The 18038-nt window shown below is 66.4% G+C and carries 13 protein-coding genes; 8 read left to right on the forward strand and 5 right to left on the reverse strand.

All coding sequences use genetic code 11. The features are described from left to right. Positions 1 to 2 precede the first annotated feature (2 nt). The 5 genes from DIZ27_RS01975 to DIZ27_RS01995 form a co-directional block, all read right to left on the reverse strand. Complete coding sequence (locus tag DIZ27_RS01975; protein ID WP_109376478.1) at positions 3 to 776, reverse strand: TetR/AcrR family transcriptional regulator; 774 nt, start codon at positions 774 to 776, stop codon at positions 3 to 5. Positions 777 to 856: 80 nt separating this feature from the next. Beyond that, entirely contained in the window at positions 857 to 2383 is a 1527-nt protein-coding gene (locus DIZ27_RS01980) for an MFS transporter (protein ID WP_109376667.1), read from the reverse strand. Between the two features lie 250 nt (positions 2384 to 2633). Continuing rightward, entirely contained in the window at positions 2634 to 3374 is a 741-nt protein-coding gene (locus DIZ27_RS01985) for a response regulator transcription factor (RefSeq protein ID WP_181383335.1), read from the reverse strand. A gap of 97 nt (positions 3375 to 3471) precedes the next feature. Next, entirely contained in the window at positions 3472 to 4434 is a 963-nt protein-coding gene (locus DIZ27_RS01990; RefSeq protein WP_258308190.1) for an amidohydrolase family protein, read from the reverse strand. Between the two features lie 123 nt (positions 4435 to 4557). Continuing rightward, positions 4558 to 5463, reverse strand: a complete 906-nt coding sequence (locus DIZ27_RS01995; RefSeq protein WP_109376481.1) for a DUF2797 domain-containing protein — start codon at positions 5461 to 5463, stop codon at positions 4558 to 4560. 147 nt (positions 5464 to 5610) lie between these two features. Between DIZ27_RS01995 and DIZ27_RS02000 the strand changes: the two genes are divergently transcribed. From DIZ27_RS02000 to DIZ27_RS02035, 8 genes are all read left to right on the forward strand, one after another. Beyond that, entirely contained in the window at positions 5611 to 6042 is a 432-nt protein-coding gene (locus DIZ27_RS02000; RefSeq protein ID WP_109376482.1) for a hypothetical protein, read from the forward strand. Between the two features lie 54 nt (positions 6043 to 6096). Beyond that, positions 6097 to 6648: a potassium channel family protein gene (locus DIZ27_RS02005; protein WP_109376483.1), complete on the forward strand. Its 552-nt coding sequence runs from the start codon at positions 6097 to 6099 to the stop codon at positions 6646 to 6648. A 982-nt stretch (positions 6649 to 7630) separates the two neighbouring features. Beyond that, complete coding sequence (locus tag DIZ27_RS02010; RefSeq protein ID WP_219933579.1) at positions 7631 to 9178, forward strand: class I SAM-dependent DNA methyltransferase; 1548 nt, start codon at positions 7631 to 7633, stop codon at positions 9176 to 9178. After that, the gene (locus DIZ27_RS02015; protein WP_109376484.1) at positions 9175 to 10713 is read left to right on the forward strand and encodes a class I SAM-dependent DNA methyltransferase; all 1539 of its coding nucleotides are present in this window, start codon (positions 9175 to 9177) and stop codon (positions 10711 to 10713) included. The genes DIZ27_RS02010 and DIZ27_RS02015 overlap by 4 nt, the downstream gene beginning before the upstream one ends. Next, complete coding sequence (locus DIZ27_RS02020; RefSeq protein WP_181383336.1) at positions 10710 to 11927, forward strand: restriction endonuclease subunit S; 1218 nt, start codon at positions 10710 to 10712, stop codon at positions 11925 to 11927. Before DIZ27_RS02015 ends, DIZ27_RS02020 begins: the two co-directional genes overlap by 4 nt. Positions 11928 to 11969: 42 nt before the next feature. Further along, positions 11970 to 14921, forward strand: a complete 2952-nt coding sequence (locus tag DIZ27_RS02025; protein WP_109376486.1) for a type I restriction endonuclease subunit R — start codon at positions 11970 to 11972, stop codon at positions 14919 to 14921. Between the two features lie 176 nt (positions 14922 to 15097). Beyond that, complete coding sequence (locus tag DIZ27_RS45045; RefSeq protein WP_146228895.1) at positions 15098 to 16282, forward strand: DUF262 domain-containing protein; 1185 nt, start codon at positions 15098 to 15100, stop codon at positions 16280 to 16282. A 392-nt stretch (positions 16283 to 16674) separates the two neighbouring features. Then, positions 16675 to 17757: an AAA family ATPase gene (locus tag DIZ27_RS02035; protein ID WP_181383337.1), complete on the forward strand. Its 1083-nt coding sequence runs from the start codon at positions 16675 to 16677 to the stop codon at positions 17755 to 17757. Positions 17758 to 18038: the final 281 nt, after the last annotated feature.

The following is an 18038-nucleotide window of genomic DNA, read 5'->3' on the forward strand; positions in this document are numbered from 1 at the left end:
GGTCAGCCCCTGCTTCGGGCCACCATCGCGTCGATACCCGCCACCAGCAGGTCCAGGGCGAAGGCGAAGTCCCGCTCCATCATCTCCTCGACCGTGTCGCCGCCCCGGGCCTCCATGACCTTCGTCGACTCCTCGACGACCCCGGCGGCACCCGGCCACCGCGCCACCTCGGTCATGGCGTGCCGGTGGTACTCGTCGAGGGTCATCCCGGTCGCGGCGACCCGGGCGTGGAAGTGGCTCTCGATCGTGCCGTATCCGTACACGAACTGGAAGACTGCCGAGATGGCACCGGTGATGCCGTGTGCCGGCAGCCCCGTCCTGCGGATGACCTGCTGCACGGCCCCGGAGAACGACAGCGATCGGGGCCCGATGTTGAGGAACCTCCCGGCCAGCGGTGACAGCCAGGGGTGACGCACGAGCATGGCCCGGTACTCCCCGGCCAGCGCACGCAACTGGTCGCGCCAGTCCTCGTCGGCGTCCGGGGCGGGCAGGGTGAGACCGTCGTAGGCCGTGTCCAGGGCGAGTTCGAGCAGGTCGTCCTTGGTGTCGACGTACCAGTAGACGGACATCGCCGTGACGTTCAGCTCGGCCGCGAGCCGTCGCATGGAGAACTTGTCCAGGCCCTCGGCGTCCAGCAGCCGCACGGCGGCCTCCGTGATCCGCTCCCGGTCCAGTCCCGACGGCTGTCCGCCGCCGCGCCCGCCGCGCCGGGCCCTGTCCTCCAGCCAGACGCTGGGGCGCGCCGAGCCCCCGGACCGCTGGGCTGCCCTCGCCATGGCGCACCTTCCTCGACTTTCCGACGCCGTTTCATGCTAGGGCCTGTCCGGGTCCCCGCAGGGACGCGGACGTGCGGGGACTACCCGGCCTGCGTCCCCGTGTCCGCCCTGCCCGCCCGGTGCAGCAGCGCTGCCGCCAGCAGCCCGCCGAGCAGCACGGCCAGCGCCCCCACCAGCTGGCTGGTCTCCAGTCCTGAGGAGAACGCGTCGGTGATACGGCCCCGTTCGCCCGCCGAGTCCGCCGCGGCCAGCGCCGCCGGGAGCGAGCCGGCCTCCACCGGGATCAGCGCGGCGAAACGGGCGCCCAGCACCGCGCCCAGTACGGCGACCCCCAGACCGTTGCCGAACTCGGCGAGCGTGCCGTTGATCCCGGCTCCGACGCCCGCCTTCTCCTGGGGGATGGAACTCATGATCGCGTGGGCCATGACCGGGTTGGCGACCGCGGTGCCCACCCCGATCAGGACCAGGCCCAGCAGGGTGCCCGGGTAGCCGTGCGCGGTGAGGGTGGCGATGGACACCAGCCCGCCGGACATCAGCGTCATGCCCAGGGCGATGGAGACCGGCACGCCCATCCTCGCCGTCGCCTTCGCGGCCAGTCCGGTGAAGTTGAGCGCGACGACGGCCAGGGCCAGCGGCGCCGTACGCAGGCCGGCCTCCAGGGGGCCGTAGCCGAGCACGAACTGCAGGTGCTGGGTGAGCAGGAACAGTGCGCCGCCCATGCCGAAGGTGATCAGCGTCGCCCCGGCGACCGCACCCGTGAACCGGCGGTTCCTGAAGAAGTTCAGGTCGAGCATGGGGTACGGGACGCGGCTCTCCCAGTAGGCGAAGACGCCGAGAACGGCGACGGCGGTGAGCGCGGTCACCAGGACGCGGACCGAGGTCCAGCCGTGCTCGGGCCCGGAGATGATCGCGTACACCAGGGCCGTCATGCCGACGGTGGAGAGCAGTGCGCCGAGCAGGTCGGGCCGCTCGCCCTCCGGGTTCTTCGATTCCGGGACGAGCGCCACGACGGCGACCAGGCCGAGCGCCGCGATCGGCAGGTTGATCAGGAAGATCGCGCCCCACCAGAAGTGGTTCAGCACGAAGCCGCCGAGGAGCGGGCCGGTGGCGAAGCCGAGCGCGTTGACCGCGCTCCAGACGCCGATGGCCCTGGTCTGCTCCTCGGGCGGGAAGATCTGCATCGCCACGGCCAGCGTGGTGGTCAGCAACAGGGCGCCGCCGATACCCATTCCGGCCCGCGCCGCGATCAACTGGCCCGACGAATCGGCCAGTCCGGCCACCAGCGAACCGGCACCGAACAGGGCCAGACCCGCGGCCAGCATCTTCTTCCGGCCGTAGCGGTCCGCGGCGTTGCCCGCGCTGAGCAGCAGGCCCGACTGCACGAGCGAGTACGCGTTGATCATCCACTGGATGTCGGCGGTCGACGCGTCCATCTCGCGGGTGAGCGAGGGGATCGCCACGTTCAGGACGGTGTTGTCGAGCAGGACGGTGAGCTGCGCGAGACAGATGACACCGAGGATCAGCCAGCGCCGGGGGTGCCCCCGGGGCCGCGGCACCCGGTTGTCCGAGACCCGGTCGGGGGTCTGCTCCTGGGGAGACGGGGACATCGTCATGCTGTACACCGTAGAATAGTTCTTATACGACGTACAGTCGGCCGGCCCGAGTCCGGCCGACGCACGCGGGGCGCCCTCGTCCGGCCGGCTGTCGAGCCGCTCGTACAGGTGCGACCACGACACGAGTGGGGGTCACGGTGCTGATCGCCTCACACACCACCGCGGTCAGTGCACGGAAACGACTGCACGGAAACGACGACGGGCCGCGTCCGCAGGGTGCGCGGGCACGGTCGTCGCCGTTCGCTCACGAGACCGCGGGCCTGATCATGTATCCGGCGCCGCGCCGGGTGTGGATCATCGGCTCCCGGCCGGCGTCGATCTTCCGGCGCAGATACGAGATGTACAGCTCGACGACGTTGGCCTTTCCGCCGAAGTCGTAGGACCAGACCCGGTCGAGGATCTGCGCCTTGCTGAGCACGCGCCGCGGGTTGCGCATCAGGAAGCGCAGCAGTTCGAACTCGGTGGCGGTGAGGTGGATGTGCTCCCCGCCCCGGGTGACGTCGTGGCTGTCCTCGTCGAGGGTGAGGTCGCCGACGACCAGCACGGACTCCGGCCGGCGGTCGACCGCGCCGGAGCGCCGGATCAGCCCGCGCAGCCGCGCGACGACCTCCTCCAGGCCGAACGGCTTGGTCACGCAGTCGTCGCCGCCCGCGGTCAGGCCCGCGACACGGTCCTCGACGGCGTCCTTGGCGGTGAGGAAGAGGACGGGGACGTCCGGCTGCTCGCGGCGCAGCCGTCCGAGAGTGGACAGCCCGCCCATGTCCGGAAGTGTCATGTCCAGGATGACAACGTCGGGCCGGAACTCGCGCGCGGCACGGACGGCGCCCTGGCCGTCCCCCGCGCTGCGGATCTGCCAGCCCTCGTAGCGCAGGGCCATGGACAGCAGTTCGGTGATCGACTGCTCGTCGTCCACCACAAGCACCCGGACGGGACTCCCGTCCGGCCTCAGCAGTTCGGCGCGCCCCCGGGGCGAGGTCGTGGTCATGCTCCACACCGTCGCGGGGGCCTCTGAGAGCGCCCTTTCGGAAGTCTGTGATTTCCCTGAGAAACGCCCCGGCATCCGTCCCCGGGGGGCCGGATCCTCAGGAGGCCGACGGCCCCTCACTCTCACCCAGGCCGAAGAGACGGGCACCGTTGTCGTGGCACACCGCCCGCAGCCAGGCCTGCCCGAGCCCGAGCCGCTCCAGGGCGTGGAGCTGGTGGACGTACGGATACGGGATGTTGGGGAAATCCGTGCCGAGCAGGATCCGGTCGCCGAGGTCGGCCAGCCGGGGCAGGGCCCGCCGGGGGAACGGCACCATGCGCTCGGTGAAGTCGGTGAACGCCATGGTGGTGTCCAGCCGCACCTCCTCATAGCGCGCGGCGAGGTCGAGGAAGTCCTCGTACTCGGGCATCCCGAGGTGCGCCACGATCAGCCGCAGCCGGGGATGCCGGGCCAGTACCCGCGCGATCGGCTCGGGTCCGGTGTGCTTTCCGGGCGCCCGCCCGGAACCGCAGTGGATCACCACCGGGACGCCCGCCTCGGCGAGCACGCCCCAGGCCCCGTCCAGCAACGGGTCGGCCGGGTCGTACGCCCCCACCTGCACATGCGCCTTGAAGACCCGTGCCCCCGCTTCGACGGCCTCCCGGACCTGCGCCTCGGCCCCGGGCTCGGGGAAGAGCGTGGAGGTGTGCAGGCAGTCCGGCGTACGGCGGGCGAAGTCGACCGCCCAGCCGTTCAGCCACCGCGCCATGCCGGGCTTGTGCGGATAGAGCATGGCCGTGAAGGCGCGGACTCCGAACTCCCGCAGCAGCCCGGCCCGTTCGCTCTCCTCCTGCCGGTAGGTGATCGGCCACTCGACCCCGCCGGTCAGCGGCCCGAGCGCGTCGAAGTAGGCCCACACCTTGCGCAGCACCCGCTCCGGCATGAAGTGCGTGTGCACGTCGACGAGCCCGGGAAGCCCGAGCCCCTCCCAGAACCGCCGCACCTCGGCGGATTCCGCTACGGATTCCGAAGCCGGTGCCCGTTCCGGCGCTGCTGCCGGTGCCGTGGAGTGATCACTCATGCTGCCACGATCACCCCTGACCGCGCCCCGGGTCCACTCCCGTGCAAGGAGAACGGACCGGAGACCGAACAGCACCGGACAGTCCGGCCGAGCCCGCAGACCCGGAACGAAGCCGGGCCGGGATCAGAACAGCCCGTCCTGCACCCCCGCCCCCTCACCGGTCCCCTTCAGCGCCCTCACCGGCAGGTCGAACCCCCGCCCCGCGCCCGGCACCAGCCCCCACCCGGCCAGCAACCGCGCATCCAGCACCACGACCCCGCTCCCGCCGAGGCTCCGGCTCCCACCTCCCGTCGCCAGATGCAGATCCGGCCCGGCGGCGGCCACCAGCTCCCCGCTCGCCGCACCTCCGGCGACCAGCTCGCTCACCTCCCCCGCGGCGGCCGGCACCCCGGCCAGCCCGAACACCCGCACATGATCGACGGGCCGGAAGGGCGCACGGTCGAGCGACTCGGGCCACCCGGTCAGGGCGAGGGCCCGCGCATGCAGCTCCGCGAGCTCCGCCGCCCGCTCCGCCTCCGTGTCCGGAAGCACCGCCCGCACCGCCCGCTTGTCGGCGTACGGAATCCGGTCGGGCACGTGGAGCGCGGCACGCAGCAGCTCCTCGGCGCGCCGAGCCGCCATCAGCGGCCCGATCCCCAGCCAGCTGAAGCAGACAGCTCCCTGCTCCAGCAGCCGCGCCGGCCCCCGCTCCACCGCGGTGATCCCGACCTTGACCATCCCCGGCCCGAACCACGCCAGGTATACGCGGTACGGCCGCGGATCGTCCGCGAGGGTGTCGGCGGCCACGGAATGCGCCCGGTCCAGCCGCGCACACTCCTCGCAGCGCGCCCCCGTGCTCCGCCCCGGCACCACCGCGCCGAGCGGGCACGCATGGCCCCGCGCCCCCACGCATGTCCGCACGCCCCCTTCCTCGACCCCGAAGGCCACCCGTTTCCCCCAGGTCAGCGCGGTGCGCCGACCGGCCTCCCACTCCAGCACGGGACCGTCCGCCGACCAGCGCAGTCCCGAGCACTTCCATGTCCGTGCCATCCCTCACGAGAGTAGGGCCACCCACTGAAATCGACTGCCATCGACGGTGGCAGGCGCCTCACCGCCCACCGAGGTGCCGCCCGCCCGGCCCGGTGCAAACCTGGAGGAGGAGCCGTACCGCTCGGGGACGACCGAAAGGGCGAACACATGGCCAGCAACGTCGGCGGAACGCAACACCGGACCGAATGGGCACCACGGAGCACCTGGGCGATGGGCTGGACCGCGGCCGCGGCAGTGCTGATGACCTTCGGCGGGATCATGGCGATCTTCGAGGGGATCTCCGCCATCGCCAAGGACGACATCTTCATCACCACCCCCAACTTCACCTACGCGTTCAGCCTGACCGGCTGGGGCTGGATCCATCTGATCCTCGGCGCCCTCGCACTGGTCGCAGGGCTCGCCCTGTTCACCGGGGCGACCTGGGCCCGCGTCACGGGTGTCGTACTGGCCGGACTGGGCATGATCTCCAACTTCGTGTGGCTGCCCTACGCGCCGGTCTGGTCGATCACCCTCATGATCATCTACGGATTCGTCATCTGGGCCCTGTGCGCACCGCGCGGCGAGCCGAGCCATACCTAGGACACCGGACACCGGACACCGGAACCCTTCGCCCCTGCCGACCCCGGCACCCCCATGGGCAGCGGCCGCAAGCCCTTCACGCCCCGGACCCCCCTGTGGCGCTGGCTCGTCCAGACGGCCGGCGCGACCCTCATGGTCGTCGCCTACTTCCTGCTCCCCCTCGACGGCCTGGGCCCGCAGCGCCCCGCCCTGAGCTGGACCTTCTTCGTCCTGGCCCTGGCGCTCATAGCCGCCCTGCTGCTCCAGCAGATCGTCCATGTCCTCCTCAACCATCCGCACGCCCGGCCCGGACTGGTCATCCCCCTGCTGATGTGCCTGGCCATCCTGGTCTTCGCGACGGCCTACCAGGCCCTGGCCCGACACCCCGGCGAAATGATCGGCCTCAGCACCCGCCTGGACGCCCTCTACTTCACGCTGGTCACCCTCGCCACCATCGGCTACGGCGACATCACCCCGCACGGCCAGGCGGCTCGCCTGGTCGCCATCCTCCAGATCCTCTACACCTTCATCTTCCTCACCGCGGCGGCCACAGCCCTGAGCCACCAGCTCCGCACGGTGTTCCTGCACCGCGGAACCGACCGCCGTCGCCACAAATCCGGAACCTGAACCGGCGGCGCACGGACAACGCGAAAACCCAGCTGGACACCCAGCGGGGCTCTCACACTGTGCACTCGGCAGGATGCGAACCTGCAACCTTCTGATCCGTAGGATCGGGCAGCACGCCATGAGGACGGCTCACGGCCTTGGGCTTCGATCGCTGACATCCGTGATCATGCGCGTCTGTGTGCTGCCGTTGCCGTCAGAGCTGCCGTCAAGTGTCGGCGCCCGTCGCAGCCTCAACGAACCCGCTGCTGACGCATCAACCGCACCGGTCTCAGACCCCGAGCTGAACAGAGCTCTCCTGTGAGTTGCAACTTCTCCTACCAGTTCAAGGGCCCGAGCGAAGCGCGGGCTGGCCCCTCTGCGTTTTCGGCGTTGGGCCGGCCCCTGGGGCCGCAAGCACGTTACGACCCAGAAGCAGAAACCTAGACGGGCAAACCACGGTCAGAACGAGCCTCCGGCGGGGGGCGCTCAGGCTCCGAGACGGAGGGGGGGCACCGTCCGCGAGTGCAGGCCGAGTAGTGGCGTGCGCGGGGAACTCCCATCCCGTCTGCCATCGGCCCAGGCAGAGCCGAGCAGACGGGATGGGAGCTGGGTAGCGGTGGCGGGTTGAGGATCAGGCATCGTGTGCGGCAGGAGTCCGAGGTATGGGGCCTACCCGTTGGTCAGCGCACGTCCCGGTCCGCTGACCCTATGTCGTTCACCCCACCGAGCGACAGCAGCGAGACACGGCTGCTCCACAGCCCGAGACCCGCCTAACGCGACCTTGGTTGGCCTTCGTGGGAGCAGATCACAGAGTGAGTTGCCCCGCTCCCACCACTGGCGTGTGGGCAGCCGTCCTAAACTGTCACGGCCACCTGCAGCCGACGCTGGCCGCTCCGAACATCCCCTGGAGCCTCCGGGATAACCTGACGGACCGCGAGGATGCCAACCAACTGCCACCCTTCGCACATTTCCGGATGCTTTACGTACAGAACGGAGTCTCACTGTGGCCCAGCAGGAAGCGTCTGAGCAGCTGGAACTGCTGCCAGATGCGGCCGGAGGGCTCACGCTCAGTGAGCTGGAGTCGCATTTGCTCGGCGCAGCTCATCTCCTGCGGGGGCTGGTCGACCAGGCTGACTTCAAGAGCTACATCTTCCCGCTGCTCTTCTACAAGCGTCTGTGCGATGTCTACAGTGAAGAGTTCGACGACGCTCTCGCACATTCCGACGGAGACCGCGACTTCGCAGCTAAGGCGGATCAGCACCGTTTCGTCATCCCGGAAGGCCATCGCTGGGAAGATGTCGTAGCGGCGCCCGATGAGAAACTCGGCCGCGCACTCACTGACGCGCTACGCGCAATCGAGAAGGCCAATCCGGAGACACTTGACGGTATTTTCGGTGACACACCCTGGACCAACCGCGACCGAATTCCACCCCACGTATTGCGAGCGCTCCTCAACCACTTCTCCGCACGATTCCTGGGCGATGCACACACAGACTCCGACCTCCTTGGTCAGGCATACGAGTATCTGATCAAGAAGTTCGCGGATCTGTCTAACAAGAAGGCTGGCGAGTTCTATACACCTCGCGCCGTGGTCGAGCTGCTGGTGAACATCCTCGCCCCGAAATCGGGCGAGACGGTATATGACCCGGCATGTGGCACCGGCGGGATGCTGATCGAGGTAACCCACCACTTCGCTCGAAAGGGAGTGGCTCCCCAGCTGCTGTGGGGAAAGATCTTCGGCCAGGAGAAGAACCTCACGACCTCGGGCATCGCCCGCATGAACCTCATCCTGCATGGGATCGAGGACTTCCGGGTGGCGCGCGGAGACACCTTGCGCGAACCCCGGTTCTTCGCAGCAGACGGAAGCCTGCGGGCCTTCGACTGCGTGATCGCGAACCCCCCGTTCTCGCTGGCCGCGTGGGGTGAGAAGGGGTGGGCCAGAGACCCATACGGACGGGGCGAGACTGGTGTGCCGCCGCGCAGCACGGCTGACTGGGCTTGGGTCCAGCACATGCTCGCCTCTATGCGGCCCGGCACCGGCAGAGCGGTTGTCGTACTGCCACAAGGCATTCTCTTCCGGGACGGCGCCGAAGCCCGTATCCGCAGGAAGATCATCGAGTCAGACGCGATAGAAGCCGTCATTGGACTTGGGGAACGTCTTTTCTACGGCGCGCCGCTGGCTGCCTGTGTCCTCGTGCTGCGGGCGAACAAGCCCAAGGACCGACAGAAGAAGATCCTCTTCATCGACGCTGCCGACCAGTTGCGCAAAGAGAGCAAACAAAACGTACTGGAGGCCGAGCACACCTCCCGAATCCTGGGCTGGTATCGCGCCTTCGCGGACATCAAGGAGCGCAGCCGCTTGGTGGGTCTGCCGGAGATCGAGAAGAACGATGGCAGCCTCAACATCGCACTCTACGTAGGAAAGGACCGCTCGGCCGGGCTACCCCCGTTGAGTGAGGCCGTCGCCGCCCTGGAAAGCGCCCTGGTGGACGCCGCAACAGCCGAGACCGAGCTTCGTGATCGGCTCAAGGAATGGAGGCTCCTCGGATGAACGGCACCAGAAGCACGGCGGACGTGCTGCCCGGAACGGATGTAGCAGCGGAGCAGTTGAATCAGCGGGAACTGGAGAACTACCTGTGGGGAGCAGCGGTCCGGCTCCGGGGACTCATCGACGCTGGTGACTACAAGCAATTCATCTTTCCGCTGCTCTTCTTCAAGCGGATCTGTGACGTGCACGACGAGGAGCGCGAGCAGGCCCTTGCCGCGTACGACGGGGACGCGGAGATGGCGGCGAAGGAGGAGAACTACCAGTTCCAGATTCCCGACGGTCACCACTGGGCAGACATCCGACAGACCCGTTCCGGGCTTGGCTCGGCGCTCGCCAAGGCTATGAAGGCCATCGAAAAGGCTAATCCGGAACAGCTCTTGGGAGTCTTCGGGGATGCCCAGTGGACGAACACCGAACGGCTCTCGGACGCCACGCTTCGTGACCTGCTGGAACACTTCTCCACGCAGATACTCTCCCTGGCCCGGGTCCCGGAGGACGAACTCGGCCAAGGGTACGAGTACTTGATCAAGAAGTTCGCGGACGATTCCGGGCACACGGCTCAGGAGTTCTACACGAACCGAACGCTAGTCCGGCTCATGACCCGGATGCTCGAACCAGAGCCTGGAGAGACGGTCTACGACCCAACCTGTGGCACGGGCGGCATGCTGGTCACTGCAGCGGCCGAGCTGAAGCGCCAGGGGAAGGACCATCGGCAACTCACCCTGTACGGGCAAGAGTTTAATGTGATGACCTCCTCGATCGCCCGCATGAACCTCTACTTGCATGGCATTGAGAACTTTTACATCGAGCGCGGGGACACCCTCGGCGAACCACTGTTCTTCGAAGGCGACGGGCTGCGGCGCTTCGACGTGGTACTCGCCAACCCCCCCTACTCGATCAAGCAGTGGAATCGCCGGCTCTTCGCCAAGGACCCTTACCAGCGGAACATGTGGGGTGTGCCGCCCCAGGGGAGAGCGGACTACGCGTTCTTCCAGCACATCGCCGCCTCACTGCACCCTGAAACGGGCCGGTGTGCCATCCTCTTCCCCCACGGTGTGCTCTCCCGGGAGGACGAGCGGGCCATGCGGGAGAAGCTGATCGAGTCCGATCTTCTGGAGTGTGTACTGGGACTCGGTCCGGGGCTCTTCTACAACTCGCCGATGGAAGCATGCGTAGTGGTTTTGCGCACCCGGAAACGACCAGAGCGGAAGGGAAAGGTCCTTTTCATTGACGCGGCGCACCTGTTTGAGCGGGTGCGAGGCCAGTCATTCCTGAGCGAAGATCACATTGCGGAAATTTTGGCTGCGTATCACGGGTGCCAGAACATCAACGGATTTACCCAAGACATGGATAAGGATGCGCTGCTCAGCAGGGGGTCCGACCTGGCGATAAACCGCATCGTGGGTACGCGGTCGTCGGAGAGTACGAGCGACGGACAGGTGCCGCTGCAACAAGCCCTTACTGAATGGGACGTACACGCCGCCAACACGGCTCGTCACCTGGCCGGACTGATCGCGCAGTTGAAGGGAGGGGAGTGAAGGTGCAGGAGGAGGCTTGGCGTACGGTACGGTTCGGCTCGCTTGTGCGACAGGTGAAGGACTCGACAAATCCCGTGCAAGACGGGTTGGAGCGGTTTGTGGCGGGCGAGCATATGGACTCCCGGCAGCTGCACATCACCCGCTGGGGAGAGGTGAAGGGGAGTTCCCTTGGCCCTGCGTTCCACCGCAGGTTCCGTCCCGGTCAGGTGCTCTACGGATCCCGGCGGACCTATCTACGCAAGGTCGCCTATGCCGAGTTCGAGGGGGTCTGCGCGAACACCACGTTCGTGATGGAAAGCGCCGATCCCGGTGAACTTATCCCGGACATTCTGCCCTTTTTGATGATGGCAGACTCTTTCCACCATCATTCGAAGTACTGGTCGCGAGGGTCAGTAAACCCCTACGTGAATTGGCCTGACATCGCCAAGTACGAGTTCCTTCTCCCGCCACCGCCCGAGCAGCGACGAATCGCCGAACTTCTGTGGTCGTTCGAACGCGCCTCGCGGGCGAAGGCCGCAGCGCTTGAGGCCGCGCGGCAGGCAGAGCTCACCGCACTCGCCGAACTGTACGACGAGTCGGAGTGGCCAGTGCGTCGAGTGGACGAGGTGGGGGAGGTGCAGCTGGGTATGAAACGTGAGCCCAAGGTGCACCAGGGGTCGGATCTACGTCCCTATCTCCGTGTCGCAAACGTCGGGGACGATGAGCTGTTCCTGGACGACGTTCTGGAGATGAACTTCGCCCCCTCCGCCTTCGCCAAATACGCGCTACGGCCGAAGGATGTGCTGCTCAATGAAGGGCAAAGCCTGGAGTATGTAGGCCGCGCGGCGATGTATCGTGGGGAGATCGAGGACTGCTGTTTCCAGATGACCCTGCTGCGCTTCCGTGCGAGCGATGAGGTGCTACCAGAGTTCGCTCTCGGCTGGTTCCGCCGCTGCCAGCGCCTCGGGGCATTCGCCCGGGTAGCCAAGCGCACCACATCCATGGCTCACCTTCCTGCTGGCCTCCTCTCGGCGCAGCCGATCCCCGTCCCCCCTCTCTCTGTCCAGCAACGCGTCGTCGAGCGGCTCGAAGCCGCCCGGGGGCTACGCACCGCCCTCGTCGAGGACCTGACACAGACGCGTAATCTGATGCAACGCACCTTGAACGTGCTGTTGCAAGGCCCGGGCGCGTCGGCAGACAGGGCGATAGTTGCGGGCGCCGATGGCATCAAGTAAGGCGCGGATGAGGGGCATCTGAGGGTGAGTGAGGGGCGGGGAATGTTTAGCGAGAAGGACACGGTCCAGGCGTTCGTCACTGACCGGCTCACTGCCCTGCCGGAGCTCGCGTGGATCCAGCAGGACACTCAACGGGATCGGGCCGAGCAGGACGTTCTCGTCGAGTCCGAGCTGCGCGACGCTCTGATCCGTCTCAACCCGACCATCTCGGCCGACCCCGATCTCGCCGACGAGGTGCTCTACCGGCTCACCGCGTTGATCCGGTCCGCACGGGGCGAAGGCATAGTCAAGGCCAATGAGGACTTCCGCTCCTGGCTACTCGGCGAAAAGTCGATGCCGTTCGGGCCGGACCACGAGCATGTCGCCATTCATCTGGTCGACTTCGACGAGCCGGCCCGTAACCGCTACCACATCAGCACAGAGGTCACTTTCTGCCGCGGTGCGACCCGTCGCCGTTTCGATCATGTGCTTTGGGTCAACGGGATTCCCCTGGTCGTGGGCGAGACGAAGTCCGCCACGCGCGCCGGCATAACGTGGGCAGACGGTGCCCTCCAACTCGACGGCTACCAGGACAACGTGCCGGAGTTCTTCGTCCCCAACGCCCTGTGTTTCGCCACTGATGGACGCGACCTACGCTACGGCAGTCTCCGGCTACCCCTTCACCTCTGGAGCCCTTGGTGGTCTCCGGGGCTGCGGGAGCAGCATCCCGAGCCCGGCCGCGAGTACCTCCGGCAGGCCGTCGACGGTCTGCTGAACCCGTTAACGGTTCTGGACATCATCCGGAACTTCACCGTTTACAGCACTGACGACCGTCACCGGAAGATCAAGAACGTCTGCCGCTATCAGCAGTACGAAGCTGGCCGGCGGATGGCCGACCGGGCCGCTGCTGCAGCGCAGGATCCAGACGCGCCCCGACAGGGACTGGTGTGGCACTTCCAGGGCTCCGGCAAGTCCCTACTGATGGTTTTCACGGCTCAGGCACTGCGCACCGATCCACGCACCGGAGCTCCCACTGTGCTGATCGTGGTGGACCGGCTGGACCTGGATACCCAGATCACCTCCACCTTCGGCGCCTCGGACATCCCGAACGTGGTCACGGCGGGCTCCGGCGACAATCTCGGGATCATGCTCGCGACGGGCCAACGGAAGATCATCGTCACCACCATCCACAAGTTCCAGAATCTGGACCGGGTCCTGTCCACTCGCCGTGACATCATCTGCCTTGTCGATGAGGCGCACCGCACCCAGGACCGGGACCTGGGGCAGAAGATGCGCGACGCCCTGCCCGGCGCCGTCTTCTTCGGACTGACCGGCACCCCGATCAACCGAACCGACGTCAACACCTTCAAAACGTTCGGCTACGAGAAGGATCCCGGACGCTACCTCTCGCGGTACACCCAGGCTGACTCGCTGCGTGACGGGACGACGCTTCCGCTGCACTTCGAGCCTCGTGACGCGCGTTTCCGGATCGACGGGGAGGTCATAGACGCCGAGTTCGAGAAGCTCGCCGAGCGGCTCACCCCACGCGAGAAGGCCGCCATGGCCAACCGGGCCGCCCGTATGGGGGCGTTGATCAAGGGTAGTGAGCGCATTCGCATGGTGTGCGAGGACATCGCGCGACACTTCCAGGAGAAGGTGGAGCCCGAAGGCTTCAAAGCACAGGTGGTGGTCTTCGACCAAGAGGCGTGCGTCCGTTACAAGAAGCATCTGGATGCGGTACTAGGGCCGAAGACCAGCGAGGTCGTGATGTCCACTCAAGGGCAGCCTCAGGAGATCCAGGAGCGCTTCGGGCGGGACAAGGACGAGGAGGCGGCGCTGCTGGACCGCTTCCGTGACCCAGACGATCCGCTCAAGATCCTCATCGTGACGGCGAAACTGCTCACCGGATTCGACGCCCCGATCGTGCAGACGATGTATCTGGACAAGGTCATGCGTGACCACACGCTGCTTCAGGCCGTCTGCCGGGTCAATCGCCCGTACCGGCGTCCGGGCAGTGAGCAGGCAAAGTCGCACGGCCTGATCGTGGACTACCTCGGCGTCTTTGCCCGCCTGGGGCAAGCGATGCGTTTCGACGAGCGGGCCGTCGAGCGTGCGGTGACCAATATCAAGGAGTTGCGGGACCAGTTCCCCGATGCTCTGCGTAAATGTCTGGACTTTTTCCCCGGAGTGGATCGTGCTGAGGACGGCTACGAGGCTCTGTTCACGGCTCAGGACAAGCTTCCCGATGACGGGACACGAGAGGCGTTCGCAGAAAAGTTCGCCCGGCTGTCCCGTCTGTGGGAAGCGCTGGCCCCGGACCCGAAACTGAGCAAACACGTCGACGACTACCGTTGGCTGGTGAAAGTGCACCAGTCCGTACGGCCTAGCAACGCCACGAGCCCTCTGTTGTGGCAGGTGCTCGGTCCCAAAACGCGCGAGCTGGTCAACGCCCATATCCACGCGGATGTGCCACCCGAACGGCTCGAGACACTCATCATCGACGCCAGGATGGCTGAGTACTTGCAGCGCGTCCCCGACAGGGGGATCCGGCAGCTTGAGCCCCGGCTTCAGGACCGGCTGGGCCGTCGCCGCGGTGAGCCGCGCTTCGACTCCCTGGCACAGAAGCTGGAGCGACTGCGTCAGCAGTACGAGACGGGTCAGCTGGTGAGCCGAGAGTATCTCTACCAGCTGCTGGACCTCGCGGAACAGACCGCGCGGGCAGAGGCCCAGGCAGAGGCTGAAGTGAAGGAGCAGGACCCGAGGGAACAGGGCAAGTACGCACTCACCCGGCTGTTTGAGTCGTCCCGCTCAGAGGGCACACCCGTGGCGGTCACGAAGCTCGTCGAGGAGATCGACAACATCGTCGACGCGGTGCGCTTCCCGGGATGGCAGCACACGGCGGGTGGTGAGCGCGAAGTGAAGAAGGCGCTGCGCCGCACGCTGGTGCGCTACCAACTGCAACGAGATGAAGAGCTCTTCCAGAAGGCGTACGACTACATCCGGCAGTACTACTGAGGTGGCCCTCGGATCATGACCCATCGGATGTCAGTGCTCGGCCGTATTGTGCCACCAGGCATAGATTTCACCCGCACCTCCCAGGCCGGCACTCAGCCCAGACGCGAGAGGAGGCGATCGTCATGACCCCGGCTCACGATCTGCGAGCCTCGGCGACCCGACCTACCGTCGTGACCGTGCGCGAAGCTCTCGCCCAGCTCCGCGACGGACAGCTACGCCAGGCGTCCGAGCCGTCCAGCAACGCGGAATGGTCAGACCACCATAAGCACGTGCTACTCGACTCCGTCCTCCGCGGCTGGCCAATCGGCACACTACTCGTAGCGCGTGAAGCAGATGGATCGAGAGTCCTGCTGGACGGTCAGCGACGCCTGGCAGCGCTTGAGGAATTCGTACGCGGCGACCTATTGGTCGACGGTAGACTCGCCCCTCCTGCCCGTGCCCTGCGGGAATCCGATGGAAAGACATACGACGCTCTGCCCCAGGGCCTGCGTACGGCGATCGACGACTACCCACTAGTGCTCCTTGAGCTCAACGAACTACCACCCGCCGAGTTGCGAACCGCCGTGCTGCGACTCAACGCCGAAGCCGGACTGACCGAAACGGGCCGCAAGCTCGTCGAATCGGGTTCGTTCGGTGAGCAAATCCGGGGCCTCGTGGCTGCGGCAGCCGACTGGGGCCTGGGGGAAGAGCGCGTCGGTTTCGGGAACGTCGGTCTGGCCTACGAGGATGTGATCAGTAGGGTGCTGGTCGCCGCAGAAGCTGGCAGCGTCCAGGCCGCAGCAGTCGGCAGCGAGCAACTCAATCATCGGCTGCGCTCTGGTGACGCGGTGGCCGACCACACCCGAGAAGAGGTGGCTGGCGCTCTCAAAGGGTTGCTGTCGCTGCCTGCACTCGACTTGCCAGCCGTTCGGTTCACCAAACCGACTCTACTGAGCTGGATGCTCGTGATGGTTCGGGCCCGGCGCGCGTTCGGTGCCGGCGCCGAACACCACCTCGGTTTTCTCCTCGAATGGCTAGAGCCGGAACGCCGGAGGCGAGCCGCCGAGCTCGGGCCGGGAGCAACTCCGCCGCTCAGGACCACTTTCCGTGAACTGCCGTACGATGCCCTGCTCGAGCGGTTCAACGAAGTGGCAGCGGTCGGCGCGCACACACCCGAATCGACAGTGCTGCGGGATGCGATCGCCTGGCTATTCCTTGTGGCCACAGGAGGCGCCCCATCGCGCCGGGCTTCCCCCGTTCCGGACGTGCTGCGCATGTATGCGGCGCTGACTAACGCAAATGACGCGCCATTCACAGAAGACAGGATCGATCAAGTGCTCTGGGAAGACGGAGTGCTGAAGTCCTGGGGGGAGTGGAGTTGAGCCGGGACGCTGAGGATGAGGAGGTCCTCCGCCGGGCCCAGATCGAGGATCAGTACCGCAAACTGGCCAGGGGCCAAGTACGTTCGCCGCTGCGTAAGGTCGAAATCAATGGGCACGCCCACCTCGGGTCGTTGACCGCTGAGATGGCGCCAGGCGTCACACTCCTGTGCGGGGTGAGCGGCGCAGGAAAGACACAGTTCCTAAGAACACTCGCACGGCATCTGCGGCGGCAGGCCCCTTCGGATGGATTGTCGCACCCCACTGCCGTACGAATGACGGGCCAGTCACGGCACCAGAAGAGCGACCGCAACGGACCGGCGACAGGCGACGTGGAGCTCGCTGACGCTAAGGCCCCGTGTGTATACATCGACACCGCGCGGGAATGCTTCGATGTGCTGACCCAGGTAAGCCGAATTCCTGCGCACGAGCTCGAAAGCGAGCGTGCCACGGCCGAGAAGGCACCCCGCAGTGCCTGGTTCGACCATGCGTTGGGCACCATCATGGGACGCCCGTATGACCTGGCTACACACCAGGAGCTGGACCGCCGCTCCCCCGCCTCCGGCGAGCCACCCACCTGGTTCTACTACGAGCTCAGTCGACACGGCGAAACCTACGGGCCGGGGCAGATGAGCTTGGGCGAGCTCGCAGCCTGTGTCATCTTGCGCGCTCTGCGTGGAGTGGCGCGCGGCAGCATCGTGCTGCTCGACGAACCCGAGAACTTCCTATCTCCTCGCGCGCGCGAACGGCTACTCGACATCATCGTCGCCCGCGCGGTCAAAATGGAACTTTCGGTCGTCCTCGCCTCGCACTCACCGGAGTTCGCCTACCGCCTACCCAACACGTCTCTGCGCACCCTGGAGCGTGGCGTGGGCGCCACAGCTCAGGCAACCATCTCGGCTGGCGCCATTCCTGCTCAGGTCAGCCGGAAGCTAGGCATGGCTCCGCGGACCGAGGCAGTACTGCTAGTCGAGGACCGCTTCGCCCGAATGATGTTGGAGGAGTTGCTCCGCTGCCACTTGCCGGAGTTGGCCCCCCATCTGCGTGTGCAGGATGTTCGTGGGGCTGACACCGTCGCAACCGTCGCACGTGTTCTGGGACCGACGAGACCTGCTGTGGCATTTCTTGGCGTACTGGACGGAGATACACGCTCCGAAGCGGGTCGTCAGGGGGAATGGCTGGAGTACCTGCCGGGCCACCACGACCCCGAGTTAGTCGTTATGCAAATGCTCCAGTTGCGCACGGGAGCGGCAGCCAGTGAGCTCGGGGTGGCGGAGGAGGCCCTGAAGCGCGCACTGGAAGAAGCACACGTCCACAACATTCACGACCAGCCTGCCGTCGTGAGCGATCACACGGGTGTGGACGAGGTTCGACTGGTCTCCTTCGCGGTGCGCAGAATCCGCTCTGTTCCGGATTTCCGTAGGGACACCGATCGACTCATGGAACGGATCCGCACACTCGTCGCCCCTTCTCCGTGAATATGACCAACCGGGAGGCGGAAATGGCTCCTTAATTCCTCGTCTCTTGCATCTAGCATGTACTTGCCCTGAGAGCACTTCGATTCCCTACTCAAGGGCGACGACGCCGTCGGGCGGAAAGGCGGCATCCGCCTTCTCGAAGAGTCCTTCCCCGCTGCCGTAACCACTCTGATAGGGCGGCTGGGTAGGAAATCGCGGTCTCGGCACAGGCTTTCTGGTCGAACAGATCCGCCTCAGCCTGTCCACCGATGGCCCCGGTTCCACGCGTAGGATTTCATCGC

Origin of the sequence: Streptomyces sp. NWU339 (genome assembly GCF_003143855.1) — a bacterium.
Lineage (GTDB): Bacteria > Actinomycetota > Actinomycetes > Streptomycetales > Streptomycetaceae > Streptomyces.